Origin of the sequence: Streptomyces sp. BBFR51, from assembly GCF_044591655.1 — a bacterium.
In the GTDB taxonomy this organism is placed as follows: Bacteria; Actinomycetota; Actinomycetes; order Streptomycetales; family Streptomycetaceae; genus Streptomyces.
In genome coordinates this window covers 5,039,357-5,066,216 of the sequence record NZ_CP172448.1, presented here as the reverse complement: position 1 = coordinate 5,066,216, position 26,860 = coordinate 5,039,357, and the positions used below count along the sequence as shown (strand labels likewise).

At 69.4% G+C, this 26,860-nt stretch carries 18 protein-coding genes and 1 pseudogene; 3 read left to right on the top strand and 16 right to left on the bottom strand.

What is annotated here, in order from left to right; translation table 11 throughout:
• Positions 1-104: 104 nt before the first annotated feature.
• The 3 genes from ACGH7X_RS23215 to ACGH7X_RS23205 form a co-directional block, all read right to left on the bottom strand.
• The gene (locus ACGH7X_RS23215) at positions 105-1,238 is read right to left on the bottom strand and encodes a hypothetical protein (protein ID WP_399887535.1); all 1,134 of its coding nucleotides are present in this window, start codon (positions 1,236-1,238) and stop codon (positions 105-107) included.
• Between the two features lie 106 nt (positions 1,239-1,344).
• On the bottom strand, positions 1,345-2,004 hold the full coding sequence (locus tag ACGH7X_RS23210; RefSeq protein ID WP_399897279.1) for a response regulator: 660 nt from the start codon (positions 2,002-2,004) through the stop codon (positions 1,345-1,347).
• Positions 1,977-3,302, bottom strand: a complete 1,326-nt coding sequence (locus ACGH7X_RS23205; protein ID WP_399887533.1) for a sensor histidine kinase — start codon at positions 3,300-3,302, stop codon at positions 1,977-1,979. Before ACGH7X_RS23205 ends, ACGH7X_RS23210 begins: the two co-directional genes overlap by 28 nt.
• 179 nt (positions 3,303-3,481) lie before the next feature.
• Here ACGH7X_RS23205 and ACGH7X_RS23200 point away from each other — a divergent pair.
• A pseudogene (locus ACGH7X_RS23200) lies at positions 3,482-4,251 on the top strand (ABC transporter ATP-binding protein).
• A gap of 121 nt (positions 4,252-4,372) precedes the next feature.
• Positions 4,373-6,856, top strand: coding sequence for an FtsX-like permease family protein (locus tag ACGH7X_RS23195; protein WP_399887531.1), 2,484 nt, complete (start codon positions 4,373-4,375; stop codon positions 6,854-6,856).
• 170 nt (positions 6,857-7,026) lie between these two features.
• Here ACGH7X_RS23195 and tuf read toward each other — a convergent pair whose 3' ends face one another.
• The 5 genes from tuf to ACGH7X_RS23170 form a co-directional block, all read right to left on the bottom strand.
• Positions 7,027-8,220, bottom strand: a complete 1,194-nt coding sequence (tuf, locus tag ACGH7X_RS23190) for an elongation factor Tu (RefSeq protein WP_399887529.1) — start codon at positions 8,218-8,220, stop codon at positions 7,027-7,029.
• Positions 8,221-8,390: 170 nt separating this feature from the next.
• A complete protein-coding gene (fusA, locus tag ACGH7X_RS23185) occupies positions 8,391-10,517 on the bottom strand; it encodes an elongation factor G (RefSeq protein WP_399887528.1) in 2,127 nt (708 codons plus the stop codon).
• Between the two features lie 39 nt (positions 10,518-10,556).
• Positions 10,557-11,027, bottom strand: a complete 471-nt coding sequence (gene rpsG / locus ACGH7X_RS23180; protein ID WP_031045724.1) for a 30S ribosomal protein S7 — start codon at positions 11,025-11,027, stop codon at positions 10,557-10,559.
• 2 nt (positions 11,028-11,029) lie between these two features.
• Complete coding sequence (gene rpsL, locus ACGH7X_RS23175; RefSeq protein ID WP_003948652.1) at positions 11,030-11,401, bottom strand: 30S ribosomal protein S12; 372 nt, start codon at positions 11,399-11,401, stop codon at positions 11,030-11,032.
• A 287-nt stretch (positions 11,402-11,688) separates the two neighbouring features.
• The gene (locus tag ACGH7X_RS23170; protein ID WP_399887525.1) at positions 11,689-12,744 is read right to left on the bottom strand and encodes a glycosyltransferase family 2 protein; all 1,056 of its coding nucleotides are present in this window, start codon (positions 12,742-12,744) and stop codon (positions 11,689-11,691) included.
• Positions 12,745-12,827: 83 nt separating this feature from the next.
• Here ACGH7X_RS23170 and ACGH7X_RS23165 point away from each other — a divergent pair, with 83 nt between their 5' ends.
• Entirely contained in the window at positions 12,828-14,120 is a 1,293-nt protein-coding gene (locus ACGH7X_RS23165; protein WP_399897276.1) for a hypothetical protein, read from the top strand.
• Between the two features lie 24 nt (positions 14,121-14,144).
• Here ACGH7X_RS23165 and ACGH7X_RS23160 read toward each other — a convergent pair whose 3' ends face one another.
• The 8 genes from ACGH7X_RS23160 to rplA form a co-directional block, all read right to left on the bottom strand.
• Positions 14,145-14,546, bottom strand: a complete 402-nt coding sequence (locus ACGH7X_RS23160; protein WP_399887523.1) for a DUF3592 domain-containing protein — start codon at positions 14,544-14,546, stop codon at positions 14,145-14,147.
• Positions 14,547-14,674: 128 nt separating this feature from the next.
• The gene (locus ACGH7X_RS23155; RefSeq protein ID WP_399887521.1) at positions 14,675-18,574 is read right to left on the bottom strand and encodes a DNA-directed RNA polymerase subunit beta'; all 3,900 of its coding nucleotides are present in this window, start codon (positions 18,572-18,574) and stop codon (positions 14,675-14,677) included.
• A 97-nt stretch (positions 18,575-18,671) separates the two neighbouring features.
• Positions 18,672-22,157 carry a DNA-directed RNA polymerase subunit beta gene (gene rpoB, locus ACGH7X_RS23150; protein ID WP_399887519.1) on the bottom strand — a complete coding sequence of 1,162 codons (3,486 nt, stop codon included), beginning with the start codon at positions 22,155-22,157 and terminating at the stop codon, positions 18,672-18,674.
• Positions 22,158-22,747: 590 nt separating this feature from the next.
• Positions 22,748-23,128: a 50S ribosomal protein L7/L12 gene (gene rplL / locus ACGH7X_RS23145; protein ID WP_399887517.1), complete on the bottom strand. Its 381-nt coding sequence runs from the start codon at positions 23,126-23,128 to the stop codon at positions 22,748-22,750.
• A 123-nt stretch (positions 23,129-23,251) separates the two neighbouring features.
• Positions 23,252-23,782, bottom strand: coding sequence for a 50S ribosomal protein L10 (rplJ, locus tag ACGH7X_RS23140; protein WP_399887515.1), 531 nt, complete (start codon positions 23,780-23,782; stop codon positions 23,252-23,254).
• A gap of 339 nt (positions 23,783-24,121) precedes the next feature.
• The gene (locus ACGH7X_RS23135; protein ID WP_399887513.1) at positions 24,122-24,997 is read right to left on the bottom strand and encodes a DUF1396 domain-containing protein; all 876 of its coding nucleotides are present in this window, start codon (positions 24,995-24,997) and stop codon (positions 24,122-24,124) included.
• Between the two features lie 118 nt (positions 24,998-25,115).
• Entirely contained in the window at positions 25,116-25,970 is an 855-nt protein-coding gene (locus ACGH7X_RS23130) for a hypothetical protein (protein ID WP_399887511.1), read from the bottom strand.
• A gap of 145 nt (positions 25,971-26,115) precedes the next feature.
• Positions 26,116-26,841, bottom strand: a complete 726-nt coding sequence (gene rplA / locus ACGH7X_RS23125; RefSeq protein WP_271319815.1) for a 50S ribosomal protein L1 — start codon at positions 26,839-26,841, stop codon at positions 26,116-26,118.
• Positions 26,842-26,860: the final 19 nt, after the last annotated feature.

The window sequence follows — 26,860 nt, the reverse complement described above, 5'->3', positions numbered from 1 at the left end:
CTGACCCCCACAGGGGACAACGGGGGACGGGTCCGGGTGCGCGTGAGGGAGAGCGCCCGGGCCCGGTCGCGTCGTCGCGCTGGTCACATGAGTCACACGCGGGGTCAGGTGCGGGTGACCTGCCCGCAGCCTTCCGAACCGGACCCGGTGAGGGGCCGGCTGCGGTCGTACGGGTCGGTCGGGGGGCCGGTGGGCCGCGCGCCGCCGGGGCCGTCGTCGGGGAAGCCGGGGTGCAGGTAGCCGTCGTAGACGTCGCAGTCGGTGTTGCCGTACTCGGAGAAGTACTTCTCCACCAGGAGCTTGCCCTCGGTCACGTTCCACTTGGCCGGGTCGTTGAGGGTCAGGGTGAGCACGCGGCGGATGATGGTGCGGGCGACCGGTCCGTCGTCCTCGCCGGTGCGCACCAGCGGGTAGACGAAGGTGTAGTCCGCGTCGACCTTCACGACGCCCGGTTCGCCGGCGGCGAGCGTCATGCGGCCGCGGACCTTGACGACGTCGCCGGCCAGGCGGGTCTCGGACGGGTCGAAGCGGGTGAAGAGGCGGAGCGGGTCGTGGCCCTCGTCCGGGTCGCTCAGGGACCGGCGCAGCTTCGGCAGCAGCTCCGGCTGCTTCGGGTCGAGGACGGCCAGCGCCTCGTCCGGCCGCTCCCCGCGCAGTACGGCGGGGTCCAGGTTGGCGGCGACCAGGAGTTCCTTGGTGCGGCGCAGCGCGAAGGCCACGTCGTCCTCGCTCATGCCGGACAGTGCCTTCGCCTTCGGCACCTCGATGGCGTCGGCGCCCTCGGCCCACCGCTCGGCCGGTGAACCGCGGAAGGGGTGCTCGCGCGTGGCCCGCTCCGACTCGGCGGGCTCCCCGGGGGCACCGGTCGGCCGCGCCGTCTCGGCCGCCAGCGGCGTCGTCTCGGAAGCACCGTCCCCGCCGGGCAGCCGGTCCAGGACCAGTGAGGGCCGTACGGCGACGACCGCGACCGCCGCCAGCACCAGCACGCCGACGACCGTGCCGATCCGGCGCCGGCGGGGGCGGCCGGCGCCCTTGGTGGCGCGTTGCGGTGCACGCCATGGCGTCGGCTCCTCCTGCTCGCGCAACCGCCGGGCCACCATCCGCGCCCGCGCCGACGGCTCCTTCGGCGCGGAGGCGCCACCGCCTTCGGCGGCCTCCCGCAGGAACGACTCCAACTGCTCGTCGGAGAGGGAGGACGGCTCGTCGTCGGAACGGTCGGGAGGCGGGACGGAACTCACGGGCTCACTTTCCTGCGTGGCGGGGCCGGGGCTTTCGGCGATCAATCGTGCCGCCACATGGAGGAAAAGTGCCGGGCCGTGAGGGATTTGTGACCGAACCCGTACGTCAGGACCTCAGATAGGTCAGCACCGCCAGCACCCTGCGGTGCGTCTCGGTCGCCGGGGGCAGGTCGAGCTTGGTGAGGATGCTGCCGATGTGCTTGCCCACGGCCGCCTCGGAGACGACGAGTTCGCGGGCGATGGCGCCGTTGGACCTGCCCTCCGCGATCAGGGCGAGCACCTCCCGCTCGCGCGGGCTGAGCCGCTCCAGCGGATCCCGTCGGCGGCGCAGCAACTGGCGTACCACCTCCGGGTCGACGACCGTGCCGCCGTCCGCGACCTCGGTCAGCGCGTCGACGAACTCCTCGACCTGGCCGACGCGGTCCTTCAGCAGATAGCCGACGCCGGTGCCGTCACCGGAGTCCAGCAGCTCGGCGGCGTAGGCCCGTTGCACGTACTGGCTGAGGACGAGGACGGGAAGGGTGGGACGCGTCCGACGCAGGCCCACCGCGGCGTGCAGGCCCTCGTCCTGGAAGCCGGGCGGCATGCGGACGTCGGTGACGACGATGTCCGGGGTGTGTTCCACGACGGCCGCGACGAGGGCCTCCGCGTCGCCGACGGCCGCCACGACCTGGTGGCCGAAGCGGGCGAGGAGGCCGGTCAGACCGTCCCGCAGCAGCACGCTGTCCTCGGCCAGTACTACGCGCAGGGCCCGGTCCGCTCGCAGGGATCGCAAGGCTCGCAAGGAATCTCCACGCTCAGCAGGGTCGGTCCGCCCGGCGGGCTGGACAGGGAGAGTCTGCCATCGAGGACGGACACCCGGTCGGCCAGTCCGGTCAGCCCGCTGCCCGCCCCGGCGTCGGCCCCGCCCCGGCCGTCGTCGCGGACGTGGAGGACGAGCCGTCCGTCGCGGTGGCCGCCGCTCACCTCGGCGCGGGCGGCGCCGCTGTGCCTGCCGAGGTTGGCGAGGGCCTCGCAGACCACGAAGTAGGCGGCGGCCTCGACCGCCTGGGGCAGCCTTCCGGCCAGCTCCAGGGTGACGTCCACGGGCACGGCGGAACGGTCGGCGGCGTCGGCGACGGCCGCCGGCAGGCCGTAGTCGGCGAGGACCTTGGGGTGGATGCCGTGGATGAGCTCGCGCAGCTCCTCCAGGGCCTTGGCCGCCTCGCCGTGCGCCTTGGCGAGCTGGTCGGCGAGCGGACCGGGCGGCGCGTCCAGGCGGGCCAGGCCGAGGGTCATCGCCAGGGCGACGAGGCGCTGCTGTGCGCCGTCGTGCAGGTCGCGTTCGATGCGGCGCCGCTCGGCCTCGAAGGCGTCCACCAACCGCACGCGGGAGCGGGTGAGTTCGACGACCCTGGTGTCCAGGCCGCCCTCGTGCGGGGCACCCAGGAGGACGCGGGTCAGCTCGGCCCGCGCGCCCGCGGCCAGGCCCAGCGCGTAGGCGCCCAGGGCGAGGAGGAGCAGTCCGAGCACCGCGACGCCGAGTGCGGCCGGCCAGGTGGTGACCGTCCACTGTTTGAGGACCTTCGCCTCCTCGCCGCCACCGGCGGTGGCCATCAGCAGCGGGGTCGCGGCCAGGTGGAGGGGTACCGCCAGGGCGAACACGACGACCAGCGCGTCCAGCGGCCAGAGCACGAGGGCGAACAGCAGGGCGTGGCCCAGCTCCCGCCAGGTCGCCCGCTCCCGCAGCCGCGTGGTCAGCCAGGCCCACGGGCCGGTGGCGGGCGGCTGCCGTACGGGGCGGACGGGGGCGGGGGCACGGTCGACCAGGCGCAGCCGGTGCCGTTCCAGCCGGGCCACGGGGATGCCCACGAGGGCGGTGAGCACCAGCAGGGGCAGGCCCACCAGGACGACGGCGAGTACTCCCGCGAGGGCGACCGCGGCCGTGATCGCCACCAGGGTCAGGGCGCCGGCCGACGCTCCGGTCACCAGGTAGGCGACCGCGCGCCAGGGCCACGCCGACAGCAGGTAGCCGCGGGCGGACAGGGCCTGCCACAGGTTGCGGGAGAGGGGGCGGGGGTGCATGCGGATCACCGTAGAACCCGTACGCGTGGCGGGGCCATCGGTCCAGTGGGCGTCTTGGGGGTAGGGCAGGACCTACCCCGGTTCTCGCCCCTGCCGCACTGCGCCGGGGTGGTCGCGGACGGTTTCGTGGTGCAGGTCAGCGAGGCAGACGGCACCCGACGAGTGGGACATGGGGACACATGAACGACGACGCGATACGGCTGCGGTCCGTCAGCCGGCGGTACGGGGCGGGCGACAGCGGGGTGACGGCCCTCGACGCGGTCTCCGTGGCCTTCCCCCGGGGCACGTTCACCGCCGTCATGGGCCCCTCGGGGTCGGGCAAGTCGACCCTCCTGCAGTGCGCCGCGGGCCTGGACCGGCCCACGTCGGGGTCGGTCGTCGTCGGCGGCACCGAGCTGGCCGGGCTGAGCGAGCGGCGGCTGACCCTGCTGCGCCGTGAGCGCGTCGGGTTCGTCTTCCAGGCGTTCAACCTGCTGCCGTCGCTCAGCGCCGAGCAGAACGTGGCGCTCCCCCTGCGCCTGGCCGGCCGCCGCCCTCCCCGCGGCCGGGCGCGTGAGGTGCTGCGACAGGTCGGCCTCGGTGACCGCGCCCGGCACCGGCCCTCGCAGTTGTCCGGCGGCCAGCAGATGGGGGTGCCCCCAGGCCGTTCAGGCACTGGGGGAGTGTCGCCCTCGCCCGCGCGTTGATCACCCGGCCCGAGGTGCTGTTCGCCGACGAGCCGACCGGCGCCCTGGACTCGCGCACCGGCCGCGAGGTGCTGACCCTGCTGCGCGGCATGGTCGACCGCGAGGGCCAGACCGTCGTCATGGTCACGCACGACCCGGTCGCCGCCTCCTACGCCGACCGCGTGGTGTTCCTCGTCGACGGCCACGTGCACGACGACCTGCCCGGCGCGGGCGCCGACACCATCGCCGCCCACCTGACCGGGCTGGAGGCCGCGCCGTGCTGAGCAGCGCCCCGCCCACGATGCGCCCCTGCGGGGTCACCCACCGACCGGCCTCACCGAACGCCGCCCCCGCCACCCCCGCCACCCCCGCCACCACCCACCCAACCCGACCGGAGACCACACCGTGCTGAGCGTCGCCCTGCACACCCTGCGCAGCCGTTGGGTCACCTTCGTCGGCAGTTTCGTCGCCTTGGCGTTGGGGGTCGCGCTGCTCGCCGTGATGGGGCTGGCGCTCGCCTCCTCGCTGGACGCGCCCGAGCGTGCGCCGGAGCGGTTCGCCGCCGCGCCGGTGGTGGTCCGGGGGCAGGACACCCTGCGGGTGCCGACGCCCGTCGGTGAGCGTACGGAGGAGCTGGCGCGGCCGCGTGCCGTGCCCGCCGGGGTCGTGGCCCGGCTGGAGCGGCTCGGTACGGTCGTCGAGGACCGGTCCTTCCCGGTGCGCGTCCACGGCCGGCGTGCGCCGGGCGGCCTCGTGGGCCACCCCTGGTCCACCGCCGCGTTCGCCCCGTACCGGATCGACGCGGGCCGCGCGCCACGCGCCGCCGACGAGGTGGTCGTCACCGGCGGCTGGGCCGCGCCGGGCGAACACGTGCGCACGGACCGGGGCACCCTGCGGGTCGTGGGGACCGTGCCCGGCCTCGGGTTCGAGGACGCCGTCTTCTTCACCGACGCGCGGGCCGCCCGGCTCCAGCCGGTCAGCGTGCAGTTGGCGGTCGACGCGGAGGCGTCCCCGGTGCGGGACGCGGTCCGGGCGGTGCCGCGCGACAGCGCGGGTGTGCGGGTGCTCACCGGGGACGAACGGCGGTACGCCGACGCCGACCCCGACCGGGACGACGAGGCGCTGACCGCGATGAACGCCCTGTTCGGCACGGCCGGCGGCGTCACCGCCTTCGTGTCGGTGTTCGTCGTGGCGTCCACCTTCGCCTTCGCGGTGGCCCAGCGGCGCCGGGAGTTCGGGCTGCTGCGCACGGCCGGTGCGACGCCGGGGCAGCTCCGCCGGACGGTGCTGGCGGAGGCGCTCGGGGTCGGTGTCCTCGCGTCCGCGGCCGGCTGCGTACTCGGCGCGTACGGGGCTCCGCACCTGGCGGCACGGGTGGTCGAGGGCGGCCTGGCACCGGCCTGGTTCACCATCGGCGACCACACCTGGCCGTACCACGCGGCCTTCTGGACGGGGCTCGTCGTCGCCCTGTGCGGCGCGGTCGCGGCAGCGTGGCGGGCGGGACGGACCGGCCCCGTCGAGGCGCTGCGCGAGGCCTCCGTGGACGCCGGGGCGATGACGTGGGGCCGGTGGCTGTGCGGCGCGGGGCTGCTGCTGACCGCGCTGGTGACGCTCGGCGTCTCCCTGGCCGGGGACCCCGGCGACCTGCTGCACCGCAAGACGTACGTGAGCCGGCCGATGCTGCTGATCACCGCGGCCGCGCTGCTCGCCCCGGTCGTGGTGCGCCCGCTGACCCGGCTGCTGACCTGGTTGCCGGCCCGGCTGCCGGGCGCCGTGGGCCTGCTGGTGCGGGAGAACGCGGCCGCCGGTGTCCGCCGTACCGCGGCCGTCGCCGCACCGGTGCTGGTCACGGTCGGCCTCGCGGGCTCACTGCTCGGCGCCACCGCGACCCTGAACGAGGCGAAGGCCGCCGAGACGCGCGAGCGGACCGTCGCCGCCTTCGTGATCACCGCACCCGGCGACGCCGGCGCGGGCTTCGACCGCCGGACTTTGGACCGGCTGCGCGCGATCCCCGGGACGGAGATCTCACCGTCCGCGTCGAGCGCGGTGTACGTCCTGGAGGACGACGTGGCACTCATCAGGTCCGACGCCCGCGCCGTCGCCGACCCCGACGCGCTCACCGCCACCGCCCGGCTGCCACTCTCGGCGGGGAAGGCGACCGACCTGGACGACCACTCGATCATCGTGAACGAGGAGTGGGAAGAGCACACGGTCGGCCGGAACGTGCGGGTGTGGCTCTCGGACGGCACGGAGAGGACCCTGCGCATCGCCGCGGTGATGCACACCGGCACCGGCGGCAACGGCGTCTACGTCACCCCGGCCAACGCGCCCCGCGCCCCGGTCGACCGGGTGGACGTCGCCCTCACGGACGGCGCCGACGCCGACACGGTGGCGGGCGGGCTGCGGGAAGCGGTGGGACCGGCCGGCGGTCAGGTGTCGACCAGGGACGAGTGGATCGAGGCCGCCCACCCGCAGACCGACGGCACGACCCGGCTGGGCCTCCTCCTGGTCCTCGGCATCGCCCTGCTCTACACCGCCATCTCCCTGGTCAACACCATGGTGATGGCCACCTCCGACCGGGTCCGCGACCTCGCGGTACTGCGCCTGGCCGGGGCCACCAACGGCCAGGTACTCCGCCTGGTCGGCGCCGAGTCCCTGACGGTCGTCGCGGTCGGCGCACTCCTGGGTCTGGCCGTCGCCGGGCTCAACCTGGCCGGCATGTGGGCGGCACTGGGCCTGCTCTCGGTACCCGCCGCACCGGTACTGCCGTGGACGGCCATCGGTACGACCGCGGGCGCCTGCGCCGTACTCGCCGTCGTCGCCTCGGTCGCATCCGCGGGCCTGACCCTGCGACGCCGCCCGGTGGACGCGGCGGCCCTCCGCGAATGACCGCCCTCTCGGCCCCCGCCGGAGCCGAACATCTCGGCAACAGCGGCTGACGCGATCCATTTCAACGAGCAGTCGCATGGAAGGCGAAAGGGCCCGCACGACCGAAGTCGTACGGGCCCTTTCAGGCATCAACCCATGTCGGGCCGGGTCGACCGTCAAGCAGGCGGAGCCTACTTGTTGATCTTGGTGACCTGGCCGGCGCCCACGGTCCGGCCACCCTCGCGGATGGCGAACTTCAGGCCCTCTTCCATGGCGACGGGCTGGATGAGCTCCACCTTCATCTCGGTGTTGTCACCCGGCATGACCATCTCGGTGCCCTCGGGGAGGGTCACGACGCCGGTCACGTCCGTCGTACGGAAGTAGAACTGCGGACGGTAGTTGTTGAAGAACGGCGTGTGGCGGCCACCCTCGTCCTTGGACAGGATGTAGGCCTGCGCCTCGAACTCGGTGTGCGGGGTGACCGAGCCCGGCTTGATGATGACCTGGCCGCGCTCGACGTCCTCGCGCTTGATGCCACGAAGCAGCAGACCGACGTTCTCACCGGCCTGGCCCTCGTCGAGGAGCTTCCGGAACATCTCGATGCCGGTGACCGTGGTGGTGGTCTTCTCCTGCTTGATGCCCACGATGTCAACGGTCTCGTTGACCTTGAGGATGCCGCGCTCGATACGACCGGTGACGACGGTGCCACGACCGGTGATCGTGAAGACGTCCTCGATCGGCATCAGGAACGGCTTGTCGACGTCACGCTCGGGCTGCGGGATGTTCTCGTCGACGGCCTTCATGAGCTCGAGGATGGAGTTGCCCCACTCCTTGTCGCCCTCGAGAGCCTTGAGCGCCGAGACCTTGACGACCGGCAGGTCGTCGCCCGGGAACTCGTACTCGGAGAGGAGCTCACGCACCTCGAGCTCGACGAGCTCCAGGATCTCCTCGTCGTCCACCATGTCGGCCTTGTTCAGCGCGACGACGATGTACGGAACGCCGACCTGGCGGGCCAGGAGCACGTGCTCCTTGGTCTGCGGCATCGGGCCGTCGGTGGCGGCGACCACGAGGATGGCGCCGTCCATCTGCGCCGCACCCGTGATCATGTTCTTGATGTAGTCCGCGTGACCGGGGCAGTCGACGTGCGCGTAGTGACGCGTCTCCGTCTGGTACTCGACGTGCGCGATGGAGATCGTGATACCGCGCTGGCGCTCCTCGGGAGCCTTGTCGATCTGGTCGAAGGCCGAGGCCTCGTTCAGCTCGGGGTACGCGTCGTGCAGCACCTTGGTAATGGCGGCCGTGAGGGTCGTCTTACCGTGGTCGATGTGACCGATGGTGCCGATGTTGACGTGCGGCTTAGTCCGCTCGAACTTCGCCTTCGCCACTGGGGTCCTCCTGTGGAGTGGTTCTGTACGCCTTACTCATCGGCGCCAGGTGATCTTTGCTGGAAAGCCCGGGTGCCGGGGGCATTCCGCCGGATTCGCGGCGGAATGCCCCATGCAGGCTCCGGGGTCAAGCCTAAAGCGTGTGAACCGGGTCCGTTGAACGGAGTCCGTTACTCGCCCTTGGCCTTCGCGATGATCTCCTCGGCGACGTTCCGGGGAACCTCGGCGTAGGAGTCGAACTGCATCGAGTAGCTTGCGCGACCCGACGTCTTGCTGCGGAGGTCTCCGACGTAGCCGAACATCTCCGACAGCGGCACGAGGCCCTTCACGACGCGGGCACCCATCCGCTCCTCCATGGCCTGGATCTGGCCACGGCGGGAGTTGATGTCACCGATGACGTCACCCATGTAGTCCTCGGGCGTGGTGACCTCGACGGCCATCATCGGCTCGAGGAGCACGGGCGAAGCCTTGCGCGCGGCCTCCTTGAACGCCTGCGAACCGGCGATCTTGAAGGCGAGCTCGGAGGAGTCGACCTCGTGGTAGCCACCGTCGATGAGCGTGACGCGGACGCCCGTCATCTCGTAGCCGGCCAGGATGCCGAACTGCATGGCCTCCTGCGCACCGGCGTCCACCGAAGGGATGTACTCCTTCGGGATGCGGCCACCGGTCACCTTGTTCACGAACTCGTACGAGGCGTCGCCGCCCTCGATCGGCTCGATCGCGATCTGCACCTTGGCGAACTGACCGGTACCACCGGTCTGCTTCTTGTGGGTGTAGTCCACGCGCTCGACGGTCTTGCGGATCGTCTCACGGTACGCGACCTGCGGCTTGCCGACGTTGGCCTCGACCTTGAACTCACGGCGCATACGGTCGACCAGCACCTCGAGGTGCAGCTCGCCCATACCACCGATGATGGTCTGGCCCGTCTCCTCGTTCGTGTGGACCTGGAAGGACGGGTCCTCCTCGGCCAGACGCTGGATCGCGACGCCGAGCTTCTCCTGGTCGCCCTTCGACTTGGGCTCGATGGCGACCTGGATGACCGGCGCCGGGAAGTCCATGGACTCCAGGATCACCGGGTTCTTGTCGTCGGACAGCGTCTCACCGGTGGTGGTCTGCTTCAGGCCCATGACCGCGACGATGTCGCCGGCGCCCACCGACTCGATCTCCTCACGCTTGTTGGCGTGCATGCGGTAGATCTTGCCGATGCGCTCCTTGCGGCCCTTGACGGAGTTCAGCACCGCGGTGCCGGACACCAGGCGGCCGGAGTACACCCGGACGAAGGTGAGCTTGCCGAGGTGCGGGTCGCTCATGATCTTGAAGGCGAGCGCGGCGAGCGGCTCCTCCTCCGACGGCTTGCGCTTGACGACGACCTCGGGGTCCTTGACGTCGTGGCCCTCGATGGCCTCGACGTCGAGCGGGGTCGGCAGGTAGCGCACGACCGCGTCGAGCAGGGGCTGGACGCCCTTGTTCTTGAACGCGGTGCCGCAGAACACCGGGGTGACCGTGGTGTCCTCGGACTTGCCGGAGGCGATGGTGACACGACGGATCGCGGCGTACAGCTGCTCCTCGGTGGGCTCCTGGCCCTCCAGGTACAGCTCCATGATCTCTTCGTCGTTCTCCGCGACGGCCTCGACCAGCTTGCCGCGCCACTCCTCGGCGGCCTCGGTGTGCGTGGCCGGGATGTCGACGGTGTCGTACATCTCGCCCTTGGCCGCGTCGGCGGACCACACGAGCGCCTTCATGCGGACGAGGTCCACGACGCCCTGGAAGTCGGCCTCGGCACCGATCGGGAGCTGCATGACGAGCGGCTGGGCGCCCAGGCGGTCCGAGATCATGTCCACGCAGCGGTGGAACTCGGCGCCGGTGCGGTCCAGCTTGTTCACGAAGCAGATGCGGGGCACGCCGTAACGGTCGGCCTGACGCCACACCGTCTCGGACTGCGGCTCGACACCGGCGACACCGTCGAACACGGTCACGGCACCGTCGAGCACACGCAGGGAGCGCTCCACCTCAACGGTGAAGTCGACGTGCCCGGGGGTGTCGATGATGTTGATCGTGTAGTCGTTGTCCTCGAGCGGCCAGTGACAGGTGGTCGCAGCAGACGTGATCGTGATGCCACGCTCCTGCTCCTGCTCCATCCAGTCCATCGTGGCGGCGCCGTCGTGGACCTCACCGATCTTGTACGAAACGCCGGTGTAGAACAGGATCCGCTCGGTGGTGGTCGTCTTGCCCGCGTCGATGTGGGCCATGATCCCGATGTTGCGGACCTTGGCCAGGTCAAGTGAAGTGGTAGCCATAAGGCTTCAGTCTTCTCTCGGTCTCGATGTGGGTAGCGACTACCAGCGGTAGTGCGCGAAGGCCTTGTTGGACTCGGCCATCTTGTGCGTGTCCTCGCGCTTCTTCACAGCGGCGCCGAGGCCGTTGGAGGCGTCGAGGAGCTCGTTGAGCAGACGCTCGGTCATGGTCTTCTCGCGACGGGCGCGGGAGTAACCGACGAGCCAGCGCAGGGCGAGCGTGTTCGCACGGCCCGGCTTGACCTCGATCGGGACCTGGTAGGTCGCGCCACCGACACGGCGGGACTTGACCTCGAGGGTCGGCTTGATGTTCTCGAGAGCGCGCTTGAGCGTGATGACCGGGTCGTTGCTGGTCTTCTCGCGCAGACCCTCCATGGCGCCGTAGACGATGCGCTCGGCGGTGGAGCGCTTGCCGTTCATCAGCACCTTGTTGATGAGGGAGGTCACCAGAGGAGAACCGTAGACCGGGTCGATGATGACCGGGCGCTTCGGGGCGGGGCCCTTACGAGGCATTTCTACTTCTCCTTCTTGGCGCCGTAGCGGCTGCGGGCCTGCTTGCGGTTCTTGACACCCTGGGTGTCAAGCGAACCGCGGATGATCTTGTAGCGAACACCGGGCAGGTCCTTCACACGGCCGCCGCGCACGAGCACGATGGAGTGCTCCTGCAGGTTGTGCCCCTCGCCCGGAATGTAAGCGGTGACCTCGATCCCGCTGGTCAGACGCACACGCGCGACCTTACGCAGGGCCGAGTTCGGCTTCTTCGGGGTGGTCGTGAACACACGCGTGCAGACGCCACGGCGCTGAGGGGAACCCTCGAGTGCGGGCGTCTTGTTCTTCTCGACCTTGTCCTGCCGGCCCTTCCGGACCAGCTGCTGGATCGTAGGCACTACTTCTCCGGTTTCTGTGTGCCGAATGGTGAAGCTAACCTGGAACTTCGCCGACCCACGCGGTCGGGTGTGTCGAAGCCGCGGACTCCGGCCGCGAGGCGGAAAGAGGCGCGATTTGCGGTGGCCGGTCACGGCCCCGGTGCGGTTGTAGGCACGCACGAGGGCCAGGGCACACCCCAGGCACAAGGTCTGAGCGTACCTATCGCATTCGCTGCGGTCAAAACAAATGGGTGAGACCGCGGTCCGCGCCCGTTTGCTGCCGCTTCGTCCGGTTCGGCGGCGGGGTCTCAGGCCCGCGGCAGGGGGACGCGCGGCTCGTCGGGGTGTGCGGCGGGCTCGCCGCCGGCCGGTCCGGTGCCCGGTGCGTCCGCCGCCGTGTCGTGGCGGACGAAGTACGTCGGCCGGTTCTGCACCGCCGTGTATATGCGCCCGACGTACTCACCCAGCAGCCCGACGCAGATCAGCTGCACCGCGCCGATGAAGACCAGGCCCGTGAAGAGCGAGGTCCAGCCGGGGACCGTGCGGCCCAGCGCGAAGGCGGTCAGCGTGTAGACCAGCAGCCCCAGGCAGACCACGAAGGCGCCGGCGCCCAGCCAGGTGGCGATGCGCAGCGGGGCCGCGGAGAAACCGGTGACGCTGTCGACCGCGAGGCGGATCATCCGGCCCAGCGGATACTTCGTACGCCCCGCCGTGCGCGGAGCGCGCTCGTACGTCACCTGCCCGCTCGGAAAGCCCAGCCACGGCACCAGCAGGCGGTACACGCGCTGCTGGTCCGGCAGGGCCTTCAGGGCATCCACGGCGGCCCGGCTGAGCAGTCGGAAGTCGCCCGCCTGCGCGGGGACCGAGGGGCCCGCCAGGCGTCGTATGAGGCGGTAGTAGACGCCCGCCGACCACCGCTTGAACCCGGAGTCGCTGCTGCGGTCGGCGCGCACGCCGTAGACGATGTCGAGCCCCTGCGCGCGGGCCAGCGCCAGCATGTCGGGAATCTTCTCCGGCGGGTCCTGCAGATCGGCGTCCAGACTCACCACGTACGCGCCGCGCGCCCGCTCGAGACCCGCCGTGAGGGCCGCCTGATGGCCGGAATTGCGCCGCAGCGCGACCACGCGCAGCTCCGGCCAGCCCAGCCGGAAGGCGGCGAGCAGCTCCGCGGTACGGTCGCCGCTGCCGTCGTCCACCGCGACGACCTCGTGGGGGACGCCCAGCTCCGTCAGAACCGGACGCAGCCTGCTGACCAGCGCGGGCAGGACCTCTTCCTCGTTGAACATCGGAATGACGACCGACAGTACGACCGGTTCTCGCCGCTCCGCGTCCCGTTCCTCGGGCACCGCGCCTCCCCTCTCCATGACCTTGAGTACAGATGTGCGACTCTTGTGCGATCTTATGGCAGCAATGGACGGTTGAGGGTGGCCCGAGGGGGATGACAGCCATGGACACGGCTGCCGACGACACGATGACCGACGGGTCGGCCGACGCCGCACGACGAGGCTCCGACGACGGCCGGGAGCGCTCCTGGCGGACCTGGCCCCCGGCCCTGCCGGCAGGCACCCGGCCCTACCTGGCCCCGCTGCTCCTCTACGGCGTCACCAAGCTCGTCGGCCTCGGTGTCTTCGCCTCCCTGCTGACGTACGCCGGGGACTTCCGGGGGAAGAACCCGCGCTTCGGCGGCGGCGCCCACTGGTGGGACGTCCTGGCCACCTGGGACGGCTGGTGGTACCTCCAGGTCGCCGAACACGGCTACAGCCCCTCCCTGGTCCACCTCGACTCGGACGGCCTGTTCACGGTCCAGCAGAACTCGGTCGCGTTCTTCCCGCTCTACCCGGCCCTGATCCGCATGGTCTCGGAGTCCACCGGCCTCGGCCTGTACGGCTCCGGCATCCTGGTCTCCGTCGTGTCGTCGTTCGTCGCCGCGGCCGGGATCTACGCCGTGATCTCGCTGGTCGCGGGAGCACGGGCGGGCACCATCGCGGCCGGGCTGTGGGCGGTGGCCCCCGGCGCGGGCGTCGAGTGGGCGGTGTACTCCGAGTCCCTGTTCGTCGCCATCGCCGCCTGGGCCTGCTACGCCGTGATGACCCGGCGCTGGGTGGCGGCCGGCCTGCTCGCCTTCGTCGCCGGCCTGAACCGCCCCACCTCGGCCGTGCTCATAGGCGCCGTGGGCCTCGCGGCCCTGGTGACCCTCGCCCGCCCCGAGTCCCGGCGCGAGCACGGCGTACGCGGCCCGGTGTACGCGATGCTCGTCGCACCGCTCGGCCTGCTCTCCTACATCGCCTGGGTCGGCTACAGCACCGGCGAGGCCACGGCGTACTTCACGCTCCAGCGCGAGGGCTGGGCGCACTTCTTCGACTACGGCGCCTACACCTGGGACGTGCTGCGCAACCTCGCGGTGGGCCACGGCGACTACCACTTCGCCTTCTCCACCCCGGACCTGCTCTCCCTCCAGCTGGTCCTGGCGCTGCCCTTCCTCATCGCCCTGATGCTGCGCAAGAAGCCCCCGCTGGTGCTCGTCGCCTACACCCTGGCCACCGTCATCACGGTCCTCGGCACCCAGCAGATGTTCGGCAACACCATGCGCTACCTGCTGCCCGCCTTCCCCCTCCTCCTCGCCCCGGCCGCGGCCCTGAGCCGCCTGAAGCTGCCGGGCCTGGTGGTCTTCTTCACCACGGCGTCGATCGCCTCCGGCTGGTACGCGCACTACGTCATCTTCGAACTGGGCGTGCCGTAGCCACCGTGCGGTGCGGCGGCGCCGTCACAGCGTGAAGAGCAGCCCCGTCACCGCCGCCGCCCACATCGCGCCCATGACGGCCGTCAGGGCCGTGTCGTACCCCACCCGCCGGGTCGCCTCGAACAGCAGCATCGCGCGCTCCGGCCGCCCCGGCTCGTGGACGACCTCCACCACGTCCCCCACCTCCACCGGGGCGACGGAGTACCTCGACGAGCGGACCGTGAGCTCCTGACCGGCCCCCGTGGAGTACGTACAGACGGCGCCCACGTAGCCGCCGCTCGGCCAGTAGTGGCTGACGCACTCGCCCTCGACGCGGGCGCCCGCGGACTCCAGGCGCCTCGCCTTCCGCAGGGCGTACAGGTTGGTGCACAGCACCAGCGACGTGCCGCACACCATGACGACGAGGAAAATTCCTATCGCGAGCACGGACAACTCCCAAGGTCGGAGGGCGGATGGTGCGCGGTTCGAACGACGCACGTGATTCTGCCCCACGCCCGTGCACGCCGAAGGGCGGCCACCCCACGGGGTGACCGCCCTTCGTTCAACCTGCCCGCTTACTGGTTGTACGGACCGTAGTCGTAGTCCTCCAGCGGAACGGCCTGGCCGGAGCCGGTGCCGAACGGCGAGTAGTCGATGTCGTCGTAGCCGACGGCCGAGTACATCGCGGCCTTGGCCTCCTCGGTCGGCTCCACCCGGATGTTGCGGTAGCGGGACAGGCCCGTACCGGCCGGGATGAGCTTACCGATGATGACGTTCTCCTTGAGGCCGATGAGGCTGTCGGACTTGGCGTTGATCGCCGCGTCCGTCAGGACTCGGGTCGTCTCCTGGAAGGAGGCGGCCGACAGCCAGGATTCCGTCGCCAGCGAGGCCTTGGTGATACCCATCAGCTGCGGACGACCGGAGGCCGGGTGACCGCCCTCCTGGACCACACGACGGTTCTCGGTCTCGAACTTCGTGCGCTCGACCAGCTCGCCGGGCAGCAGCTCGGCGTCGCCGGACTCGATGATCGTCACGCGGCGCAGCATCTGCCGGATGATGATCTCGATGTGCTTGTCGTGGATCGACACGCCCTGCGAGTTGTAGACCTTCTGGACCTCGCCGACCAGGTGGACCTGGACGGCACGCTGACCCAGGATGCGCAGCACGTCGTGCGGGTTGGTGGCACCCACGGTGAGCTTCTGGCCCACCTCGACGTGATCACCCTCGCCGACCAGGAGACGGGCACGCTTCGAGATCGGGAACGCCGTCTCGTCGCTGCCGTCGTCCGGGGTGACGACGAGCTTCTTGGTCTTCTCGGTCTCCTCGATCCGGACGCGGCCGGAGGCCTCGGAGATCGGGGCGACACCCTTCGGGGTACGGGCCTCGAAGAGCTCGACGACACGCGGCAGACCCTGCGTGATGTCGTCACCGGCCACACCACCGGTGTGGAAGGTACGCATCGTCAGCTGGGTACCGGGCTCACCGATGGACTGGGCGGCGATGATGCCGACCGCCTCACCGATGTCGACCAGCTTGCCGGTGGCCAGCGAGCGGCCGTAGCACATGGCGCAGGTGCCGACCTGGGACTCGCAGGTCAGGATCGAACGGGTCTTGACCTCCTCGACGCCGTTGGCGAGCAGGGCGTCGATCAGGACGTCACCGAGGTCGACGTTGGCCGGCGCGATCACCTTGCCGTCGATGACGACGTCCTCGGCGAGCATGCGGGCGTACACGCTGGTCTCGACGTCCTCGGCCTTGCGCAGCGTGCCGTCCGCGTCGCGCGTGGCGATCGGCAGCTTGAGACCGCGCTCGGTGCCGCAGTCCTCCTCGCGAATGATGACGTCCTGGGAGACGTCGACCAGACGACGCGTGAGGTAACCCGAGTCGGCGGTGCGCAGCGCGGTGTCCGCCAGACCCTTACGGGCACCGTGCGTGGAGATGAAGTACTCCAGCACGGACAGGCCCTCACGGAACGACGCCTTGATCGGACGGGGAATCGTCTCGTTCTTGGCGTTCGACACCAGACCGCGCATACCGGCGATCTGACGCATCTGCATCATGTTTCCGCGAGCACCCGAGTTCACCATCATGGAGACCGGGTTGGTCTTCGGGAAGTTCGCGTTCATCGCCTCGGCGACCTCGTTGGTCGCCTTGGTCCAGATCGCGATGAGCTCCTGCGTGCGCTCTTCCTTGGTGATCAGACCGCGCTCGTACTGCTTCTGGACCTTCTCGTCCTGCGCCTCGTAGCCCTTGACGATCTCCTTCTTCGCGTCGGGAACGACGATGTCGGAGATGGCGACGGTGACACCGGAACGGGTGGCCCAGAAGAAGCCGGACGCCTTCAGGTTGTCGAGCGTCGCCGCCACGATGACCTTCGGGTAGCGCTCGGCGAGGTCGTTGACGATCTCGGAGAGCTGCTTCTTGCCGACCTCGTAGTCGACGAAGGGGTAGTCCTCGGGCAGCAGCTCGTTGAAGAGCGCGCGGCCCAGCGTGGTCTTCAGGGTGAAGGTGTCACCCTGCTGCCACTCCGGCTCACCCTCCTCGCGGGCCGGGGGCTCCCAGCCGCGGGGCGGGATGGTGCCCACCGGGAAGCGGATGTCGACCTTCGCCTGAAGCGTCAGGTCTCCCGCGTCGAACGCCATGATCGCCTCGGCCGCGGAGCCGAAGGCACGGCCCTCACCCTTGGGGCCACGCCCCTCGGAGTCGGTGGTGAGGAAGAACAGACCGAGGACCATGTCCTGGGTCGGCATCGTCACCGGACGGCCGTCGGCCGGCTTGAGGATGTTGTTCGAGGACAGCATCAGGATGCGGGCCTCGGCCTGCGCCTCCGCGGACAGCGGCAGGTGCACGGCCATCTGGTCACCGTCGAAGTCCGCGTTGAACGCGGTGCAGACGAGCGGGTGGATCTGGATGGCCTTGCCCTCGACCAGCTGCGGCTCGAAGGCCTGGATGCCGAGGCGGTGCAGCGTGGGCGCACGGTTCAGCAGAACCGGGTGCTCCGCGATGACCTCTTCGAGCACGTCGTACACGACCGTGCGGCCGCGCTCGACCATGCGCTTGGCGCTCTTGATGTTCTGCGCGTGGTTCAGGTCGACCAGGCGCTTCATCACGAACGGCTTGAAGAGCTCCAGCGCCATGGCCTTGGGCAGACCGCACTGGTGCAGCTTCAGCTGCGGGCCGACGACGATGACGGAACGCGCCGAGTAGTCGACTCGCTTGCCGAGCAGGTTCTGACGGAAGCGGCCCTGCTTGCCCTTGAGCATGTCGGACAGCGACTTCAGCGGACGGTTGCCGGGGCCCGTCACCGGGCGGCCACGACGGCCGTTGTCGAAGAGCGCGTCGACGGCCTCCTGGAGCATGCGCTTCTCGTTGTTCACGATGATCTCGGGCGCGCCGAGGTCGAGAAGCCGCTTCAGGCGGTTGTTGCGGTTGATGACACGGCGGTACAGGTCGTTCAGGTCGGAGGTCGCGAAGCGGCCACCGTCCAGCTGCACCATCGGACGCAGGTCCGGCGGGATGACCGGCACGCAGTCGAGCACCATGCCCTTGGGGCTGTTGCTGGTCTGCAGGAACGCGGAGACGACCTTGAGGCGCTTGAGCGCACGGGTCTTCTTCTGGCCCTTGCCGGTACGGATGATCTCGCGGAGGCGCTCGGCCTCCTCGTCGAGGTCGAAGGACTCCAGGCGCTTCTGCAGCGCGGCGGCGCCCATCGAGCCGTCGAAGTAGGTGCCGAAGCGGTCGCGCAGCTCGCGGTAGAGCAGCTCGTCGCCCTCGAGGTCCTGGACCTTGAGGTTCTTGAACCGGTTCCACACCTCGTCGAGGCGGTCGATCTCGCGCTGCGCACGGTCGCGCAGCTGCTTCATCTCACGCTCGGCACCCTCGCGCACCTTGCGGCGCACGTCGGCCTTGGCACCCTCGGCCTCGAGCTCGGCCAGGTCGGTCTCGAGCTTCTTGGCGCGGGCCTCCAGGTCGGAGTCGCGGCGCTGCTCGACCTGCTGGCGCTCGACGGAGACGTGGGCCTCCAGCGAGGGCAGGTCGCGGGTGCGGCGCTCCTCGTCGACGAACGTGATCATGTACGCCGCGAAGTAGATGACCTTCTCGAGGTCCTTCGGGGCGAGGTCCAGCAGGTATCCGAGGCGCGACGGGACGCCCTTGAAGTACCAGATGTGGGTGACGGGAGCGGCCAGCTCGATGTGGCCCATCCGCTCACGGCGCACCTTGGCGCGAGTGACCTCGACGCCGCAGCGCTCACAGATGATGCCCTTGAAGCGGACACGCTTGTACTTGCCGCAGTAGCACTCCCAGTCCCGGGTCGGACCGAAGATCTTCTCGCAGAAGAGTCCGTCCTTTTCGGGCTTGAGCGTGCGGTAGTTGATCGTCTCGGGCTTCTTGACCTCGCCGTGGCTCCACTGACGGATGTCGTCAGCGGTGGCCAGACCGATCCGGAGCTCGTCGAAGAAGTTGACGTCGAGCACTATGCGTCAATCCCTCTCAGGGTTGTAAGTCTGTGGTCTGAAACGGGGGTCGCGGGATCGGCGGGGCCTCTGCGTGGGAGGCCCCGCCTGACTCCCGTCAGACCTCTTCGACGCTGCTCGGCTCGCGCCGGGACAGGTCGATGCCGAGCTCCTCCGCTGCGCGGAAGACGTCCTCGTCGGTGTCACGCATCTCGATGGACATGCCGTCCGAGGACAGCACCTCCACGTTGAGGCACAGGGACTGCATCTCCTTGATGAGCACCTTGAAGGACTCGGGGATGCCGGGCTCAGGGATGTTCTCGCCCTTGACGATGGCCTCGTAGACCTTCACGCGGCCGGTCACGTCGTCGGACTTGATGGTCAGCAGCTCCTGGAGGGCGTACGCGGCGCCGTAAGCCTCCAGCGCCCACACCTCCATCTCACCGAAGCGCTGGCCACCGAACTGGGCCTTACCACCCAGCGGCTGCTGGGTGATCATCGAGTACGGGCCGGTCGAGCGGGCGTGCAGCTTGTCGTCGACCAGGTGGTGGAGCTTGAGGATGTACATGTAGCCGACCGAGATCGGCTCCGGGAACGGCTCGCCGGAGCGGCCGTCGAACAGCCTCGCCTTGCCGGACGGGAGCACCATGCGCTCGCCGTCGCGGTTCGGGATGGTGTGCTGGAGCAGGCCGGCCAGCTCGTCCTCGCGCGCACCGTCGAAGACCGGGGTGGCGACGTTGGTGCCGGGCTCGACCTTGTCGGCACCGATGACCTGGAGCCGCTCGGCCCACTCCTCCGCGAGGCCGGAGACGTCCCAGCCGCGGCTGGCGAGCCAGCCGAGGTGGATCTCCAGGACCTGTCCCGGGTTCATTCGGGACGGGACACCCAGCGGGTTGAGGATGATGTCGACGGGCGTGCCGTCCTCCAGGAACGGCATGTCCTCGATCGGGTTGATCTTGGAGATGACGCCCTTGTTGCCGTGGCGGCCGGCGAGCTTGTCACCGTCGGTGATCTTGCGCTTCTGCGCCACGTACACGCGCACCAGCTGGTTCACACCGGGGGGAAGCTCGTCGCCCTCCTCGCGGTCGAAGACGCGGACGCCGATGACCTTGCCGATCTCGCCGTGCGGGACCTTCAGCGAGGTGTCGCGCACCTCGCGCGCCTTCTCACCGAAGATCGCACGGAGCAGGCGCTCCTCCGGCGTCAGCTCGGTCTCGCCCTTGGGCGTGACCTTGCCGACGAGGATGTCGCCGGCGACGACCTCGGCACCGATGCGGATGATGCCGCGCTCGTCGAGGTCGGCGAGGACCTCCTCGGAGACGTTCGGGATGTCCCGGGTGATCTCCTCGGGGCCGAGCTTGGTGTCACGGGCGTCGACCTCGTGCTCCTCGATGTGGATCGAGGAGAGGACGTCGTCCTGCACGAGGCGCTGCGACAGGATGATCGCGTCCTCGTAGTTGTGACCCTCCCACGGCATGAACGCGACCAGCAGGTTCTTGCCGAGCGCCATCTCGCCGTTCTCGGTGGCCGGACCGTCGGCCAGGACCTGGCCCTCGATGATCCGGTCGCCCTCGGCGACGATGACCTTCTGGTTGACCGAGGTGCCCTGGTTGGACCGGGAGAACTTGGCCAGGCGGTACGTGATGTACGTGCCGTCGTCGTTGGTGGTGGTGATGTAGTCCGCGGAGACCTCCTGGACCACACCCGCCTTCTCGGCCTTGACCACGTCACCGGCGTCGGCCGCGGAGCGGTACTCCATGCCGGTGCCGACGAGCGGGGACTCGCTCTTGATGAGCGGCACGGCCTGACGCATCATGTTCGCGCCCATGAGGGCACGGTTGGCGTCGTCGTGCTCGAGGAACGGGATCATCGCGGTAGCGACCGACACCATCTGGCGCGGCGAGACGTCCATGTAGTCGACGTCGTCACCGGGGACGTAGTCGACCTCTCCGCCACGACGGCGGACCAGGACGCGGGCCTCGGAGAAGCGCATGTCGTCGTTGAGCGTGGCGTTGGCCTGCGCGATGACGAAGCGGTCCTCCTCGTCGGCGGTCAGGTAGTCGACGTCGTCGGTGACCTGACCCTCGACGACCTTGCGGTACGGGGTCTCGATGAAGCCGAACGGGTTGATCCGGCCGTACGAGGCGAGCGAGCCGATCAGGCCGATGTTCGGGCCTTCCGGCGTCTCGATCGGGCACATGCGGCCGTAGTGCGACGGGTGGACGTCACGGACCTCGAAGCCGGCCCGCTCACGGGAGAGACCACCCGGGCCGAGCGCGTTGAGGCGACGCTTGTGCGTCAGACCCGACAGCGGGTTGTTCTGGTCCATGAACTGGGACAGCTGGCTGGTGCCGAAGAACTCCTTGATGGAGGCGACGACCGGCCGGATGTTGATCAGGGTCTGCGGCGTGATCGCCTCGACGTCCTGGGTGGTCATGCGCTCGCGCACGACGCGCTCCATACGGGCGAGACCCGTACGGACCTGGTTCTGGATGAGCTCGCCGACGTTGCGGATGCGGCGGTTGCCGAAGTGGTCGATGTCGTCGGTCTCGACGACGATCTCCCGGCCCGACTCGCCGACCGTCTCGGTCTCACCGGCGTGCAGCTTCACCAGGTACTTGATGGTGGCGATGACGTCGTCGGTGGTGAGGACGCCGGCGTCCAGGGGCTCCTCGGCGCCGAGCTTCTTGTTCACCTTGTAGCGGCCGACCTTGGCGAGGTCGTAGCGCTTCGGGTTGAAGTAGAGGTTCTCGAGCAGCGTCTGCGCTGCCTCACGCGTGGGGGGCTCGCCCGGACGCAGCTTGCGGTAGATGTCGAGCAGCGCGTCGTCCTGGCCCTGGGTGTGGTCCTTCTCCAGGGTGGCGCGCATGGACTCGTACTCGCCGAACTCCTCGAGGATCTGCTCGGTCGTCCAACCGAGGGCCTTGAGCAGGACGGTCACGGACTGCTTGCGCTTGCGGTCGATGCGCACACCGACCATGTCGCGCTTGTCGATCTCCATCTCCAGCCAGGCACCCCGGGACGGGATGATCTTGGCGGAGAAGATGTCCTTGTCGGACGTCTTGTCGATGGAGGAGTCGAAGTAGACACCCGGCGAACGGACCAGCTGCGACACGACGACACGCTCGGTGCCGTTGATGACGAAGGTGCCCTTGTTGGTCATGAGCGGGAAGTCGCCCATGAAGACCGTCTGGGACTTGATCTCGCCGGTCTCGTTGTTGGTGAACTCGGCGGTGACGAAGAGCGGGGCCGCGTACGTGAAGTCGCGGTCCTTGCACTCGTCGATGCTGTTCTTGGGGGGCTCGAAGCGGTGGTCGCGGAACGTCAGCGACATCGACCCGGAGAAGTCCTCGATCGGCGAGATCTCCTCGAAGATCTCTTCCAGACCGGACTTGGTGGGGACGTCCTGACCGGACTCCAGAGCCGACTCGACGCGAGCCTTCCACGCGTCGTTGCCGAGCAGCCAGTCGAAGCTCTCGGTCTGCAGCGCGAGAAGGTTCGGAACCTCGAGGGGCTCCTTGATCTTTGCAAAGGAGATGCGCAGCGGGGCGGTGCTGGCAGCGTTGTTCGTATTCGCGGTCGAGGCATTGCGCGAGGCGGCCAAGAGGGGGTCCTTCCGAGGGCTCGGACTCACTACGCGCGTACCGGCCCCTCTTCCGTGCACGAAGACAGGGGGTGCCTGATGTGGCTAAAGAGCCAGGTCAGACATGCTCTGGTCGTCAGTGCTCGGGCGAGGGTAGACCCCTGGTGACGGGCAGGGGGCAGCTAACAGGCAGCGCAAAGGGTCAGTGTAGCCACTTGGCACACTGATGTCCAGTGCGGTTCTCGGGGACCGTGTTCGCTCCTCGTTGTTCTCACCACCTGTGCGGCAAGGCCTCGCCCTCAACGCACCCAGATACTGCCCTCTTCGCCGTCGATCCATGCCTCGGATTCGGATCCTTGTGACGACGCCCTGAGAATTGCGCGCTGCGTGCGGTTCGTCAAGGCCCCCCTTGCCCAAACCGGTTGTCGCCAGGAGGCTCTCAGGGCCTCGGCGACGGCACGACGAAGATCACCCTACTCTTCGCCGTCGCGCGTGCAAGGCAGCCGCCGCCGGACCCCGGATACGCCGAAGAGCGACCACCCGGATGGATGATCGCTCTTCGGTGCCTGAGCGTTACAGACCCTCTTGGAGTCCGTGGTGCCCGTGCGGTGTTACTTGACCTCGACCGAGGCGCCGGCGCCCTTGAGGGACTCGGCGGCCTTCTCGGCGGCGTCCTTGGCGACCTTCTCGAGGACGGGCTTCGGGGCGCCGTCCACGAGGTCCTTGGCCTCCTTCAGACCCAGGGAGGTCAGCTCGCGCACGACCTTGATGACCTGGATCTTCTTGTCGCCGGCACCGGTGAGGATGACGTCGAACTCGTCCTGCTCGGCCTCGGCCTCGACCGCGGCGGCCGGGCCGACCGGGGCGGCGGCGACCGCGGCGGCGGCGGTGACGTCGAACTTCTCCTCGAAGGCCTTCACGAACTCGGAGAGCTCGATGAGGGTCATCTCCTCGAACTGGGCGAGCAGGTCGTCCTGGCTGAGCTTCGCCATGATGGCGGTCCTTCCACTAATTCGGCAGGTGCCGGATGTACGGGGTGAGGCGGGCGTACGTCGGGCCCGCGTCGACCCTCACCTCATGCGGTTCATGCGGCGAGGATCGGAAAGCGAGCCGAATTACTCGGCACCGCCCTGCTCGTCCTGCTTGGCACGGAGCGCGTCCACGGTGCGGACGAGCTTCGAGGGAAGCGCCTGGAAGAGCTGAGCAGCCTGAGACTGCTTGCCCTTGAAGGCACCCGCCAGCTTGGAGAGCAGAACCTCGCGGGACTCGAGGTCCGCAAGCTTCTTGATCTCGTCGGCGGACAGCGCCTTGCCGTCAAGGACACCGCCCTTGATGACGAGATTCGGATTGTCCTTGGCGAAGTCGCGCAGACCCTTCGCCGACTCCACCGGGTCACCGGTGATGAAGGCGACAGCCGTCGGACCATTGAAGTGGTCGTCCAGCGTCGTGATCCCGGCCTCGTTGGCCGCAATCTTGGTCAGCGTGTTCTTCACCACGGCGTACTGGGCGTTCTCACCGAGCGACCGGCGCAGCGTCTTGAGCTGCGCCACGGTGAGACCGCGGTACTCGGTCAGCACGGCGGCGTTCGAGCTGCGGAACTTGTCCGTCAGCTCGGCAACCGCGGCAGCCTTGTCGGGCGTCGCCATAGAGCCTCGGCCTCCTTCCGGGTGATTCGGACCGCGCGGACCCGAAGGAGGACTGGGGAAAACGAAACGCCCCGGCGCAGGCGCACGGGGCGTGGCTCGACCGTTTGTCACACGCACGAGGCGCGGACCGATGGGAGCTCATCCACAGTCACCTGCGCGGGTCGTCCGCAGTTCAGCGGATCCTTCGGCCACCGTGTCCTCTCGCGAGCACACGGCAACGACCAGCGGTCTTTGGCTTCGGTGGAAGCGTACGCGAACGGGGCAGTGTCAAGCAAATCCGCCCCTGCGGCGACCCGACGCGCCGGGAACGGCGGGCGCGGCGGGCCGTGCGCGGCTGCCTCAGCCCTGCTGGGCGTCCTGCATCATCTCGGCCAGGTCGGCGGTGTCCTTGGCCGGCGGGGCGGTGACCTTCACGGGCTCGTTGACGCCGAGGAAGGTGATGGTCATGTCCAGCGGGCCCTTGTCGGCGTCGCCGCGCATGCGGAACTGCTTGGTCTGGTCGTCGCCGTCGATCCACATGTCCATCGTGAGCTTGTCGACGCCCATCTTCTCGTACTGCTCGAGGCTCTTCTGGCGCTTGTCCCGGGTGGCCTTGTCCTCGTCGCCGAGGGACTTCTCCAGGTCGGCCACGGTGACCGTGCCCTTGTAGTGGGTGGTCTTCACGCCCTCGACGGTCTCGGTGCCGACCTTCTCGACGTCCTTGGCCCCGGTGAGGAAGGTGGACTCGGTCGCCGGGTTCTTGTCGGCCTGGGAGGCGCCGCCCAGCTGGTTCAGCTCGTCGCCGGCGCCCATCGCGGACAGGTCGAACTTGATCCAGCTCTTGCCGTCCATCTCCTTGGCGGCCTCGGGGCCGCCGCCGATGTACATGGCGTTGTCGACGAGCCGGATCTCCGCGCTCCCGTCGGCCCCCTGGTCGAGCGCCGTCATCTTCATGCTCATCGCGAGCGTGGGCTTGATCTGCATCTGGGCCTCGGCCTTGACCCGTCCCTCCTCGGGGACCTTGCCGGTCATGCGGTAGCGGAAGGAGTCGATCTCCTCCGTGTTCTTCGCCGCCTTGGCGACGGCCGCGGCCGGGGTCATGTCCGTGGACTGTTCCGCCTTGTCTGCCCTGTCTGCCTTGTCTGCCTTGTCCCCGCTGGAACAGCCCACCGCCCCGGCGGCGAGCAGTAGGGCGGCCAGTCCGGCGCCCACGGGCACGCGTACGGAAGTCTTCATGGAATTCCCCCCACGGGATTCAAGGCGCACAGGAGACGCACCGCTGCTCCACAGCAGCTCTTCATCACAAGGACGCGAGCGTATCCGAATCGGTTCGAACGATCTTGTGATTTCTTCTTCAACGACCCTGTGCTGCCAGCAGTTCCTTGAAGTCCGCCGTGTCGGCGGCCGGCGGACGCTTGGCGGAGACGGCCACTCCGTAGTCGCTGTAGTAGGCGGTCTGGGTCAGCTCCCCCGTCTCCGTCCGCCCTCGCTCGACCTTCTTGACCAGCAGGTCCCGGTCGTCCACCCAGATGTCGACCGTCTGGGCGGTGGCCCCGCCCACCTTGCCCGTCCAGTGCGTGGTGCGCCGGCCGCGCGTCGTCTCCTGGCCCACCTTGCGCACGGTGTCGGAGCCCAGCAGCAGCTTCACCGCCTGGTGGGGCGTGGTGTTGCGCATCTGGTCGGCGAACCCGGCGCCCGCGCCGCCGCCGAGGTCCTCCAGGTCGGCGTACACGTACTTGATCCAGTGCCGGCCGCCCACCCGGTCGGCGAACTCGTCGCCCATCCTGGCGTAGTAGGCGTCGGACAGATACCGGGCCTCCATCGCCTCGGTGCCCAGGCGACGCATGGTCTCGGCGGTCGTGCCGCCGGTGTACGTGATGGTCAGGGTGCCGGTGAGACCGTCGCGCCAGCCGAGGGCGCCGGTGGCCTCCAGGGACAGCTCGTCGCCCATCACGGTGGCGGACTCCACCCGCGCCGAACCCGCCCGCCCGGTGGCCCGTTCCACGGCCCGCAGGGAGTCGGCCGAAGGGCCGGTGAGGGCAGGCGCGCCGGAGGACGGCGTGGCCGGGCGCGGTGGGGCGGAGGCGGACGGCGGGGTGGCATCGGCGGAGTCGGTGGATCCCCCGAAGGCGGTGCAGGCGGTGACACACGCCAGCGCGGCCGACACCGCGATCGAGACGACCGTACGGCGTGCCCTCGTGCCCGTCATCCGCCCACCCCTTGCGCCCCGTACGGCTCTTGCACCCCATGCGCGAGTCCGCTGCCCGCACGCTAACCCAGGGCGCCGGGAAAAGGGACGGGCCCCGCACCTCGGAAGGTGCGGGGCCCGTGAACCGGTGGGGCGAGCTGCTCGCTCAGACCGCGGCCGGGTCCTCCTCGACGAGGAGGTTGCGGGTGCGGTTGGAGTCGAGCGGAATGCCGGGGCCCATCGTGGTGCTGATGGCGGCCTTCTTGATGTAGCGGCCCTTGGCGGCGGACGGCTTCAGACGGAGGATCTCCTCCAGCGCCGCGCCGTAGTTCTCCACCAGCTTGGTGTCGTCGAACGACGTCTTGCCGATGATGAAGTGCAGGTTCGAGTGCTTGTCGACGCGGAACTCGATCTTGCCGCCCTTGATCTCGGTGACGGCCTTGGTCACGTCCGGGGTCACGGTGCCGGTCTTGGGGTTCGGCATGAGACCACGGGGACCGAGCACGCGGCCGAGGCGGCCGACCTTGCCCATGAGGTCCGGGGTGGCGACGACGGCGTCGAAGTCCAGACGGCCCTTCGACACCTCGTCGATCAGTTCGTCGGCGCCGACGATGTCGGCGCCCGCGGCACGCGCGGCCTCGGCACGGTCACCGGTCGCGAAGACCAGGACCCGGGCGGTCTTACCGGTGCCGTGCGGGAGGTTCACGGTGCCACGGACCATCTGGTCGGCCTTGCGCGGGTCGACACCCAGACGGAAGGCGACCTCGACGGTGCCGTCGAACTTGGACGTGGAGGTCTCCTTGGCGAGACGGACGGCCTCGAGCGGGGCGTACTGCTTGTCCCGGTCGATCTTGGCGTCCGCAGCGCGGAGAGACTTGCTGCGCTTGCTCACTACTGCTCCTGTTGGCTTC

What these genes read in the sequence shown, in the direction of transcription:
- ACGH7X_RS23130 (WP_399887511.1), bottom strand. Translation starts at nt 25,970, where the DNA reads ATGACGGGCACGAGGGCACGCCGTACGGTCGTCTCGATCGCGGTGTCG.
- ACGH7X_RS23205 (WP_399887533.1), bottom strand. Translation starts at nt 3,302, where the DNA reads ATGCACCCCCGCCCCCTCTCCCGCAACCTGTGGCAGGCCCTGTCCGCC.
- rpsG (WP_031045724.1), bottom strand. Translation starts at nt 11,027, where the DNA reads ATGCCTCGTAAGGGCCCCGCCCCGAAGCGCCCGGTCATCATCGACCCG.
- ACGH7X_RS23165 (WP_399897276.1), top strand. Translation starts at nt 12,828, where the DNA reads ATGGACACGGCTGCCGACGACACGATGACCGACGGGTCGGCCGACGCC.
- fusA (WP_399887528.1), bottom strand. Translation starts at nt 10,517, where the DNA reads ATGGCTACCACTTCACTTGACCTGGCCAAGGTCCGCAACATCGGGATC.
- ACGH7X_RS23170 (WP_399887525.1), bottom strand. Translation starts at nt 12,744, where the DNA reads ATGGAGAGGGGAGGCGCGGTGCCCGAGGAACGGGACGCGGAGCGGCGA.
- rplJ (WP_399887515.1), bottom strand. Translation starts at nt 23,782, where the DNA reads ATGGCGACGCCCGACAAGGCTGCCGCGGTTGCCGAGCTGACGGACAAG.
- ACGH7X_RS23135 (WP_399887513.1), bottom strand. Translation starts at nt 24,997, where the DNA reads ATGAAGACTTCCGTACGCGTGCCCGTGGGCGCCGGACTGGCCGCCCTA.
- rplL (WP_399887517.1), bottom strand. Translation starts at nt 23,128, where the DNA reads ATGGCGAAGCTCAGCCAGGACGACCTGCTCGCCCAGTTCGAGGAGATG.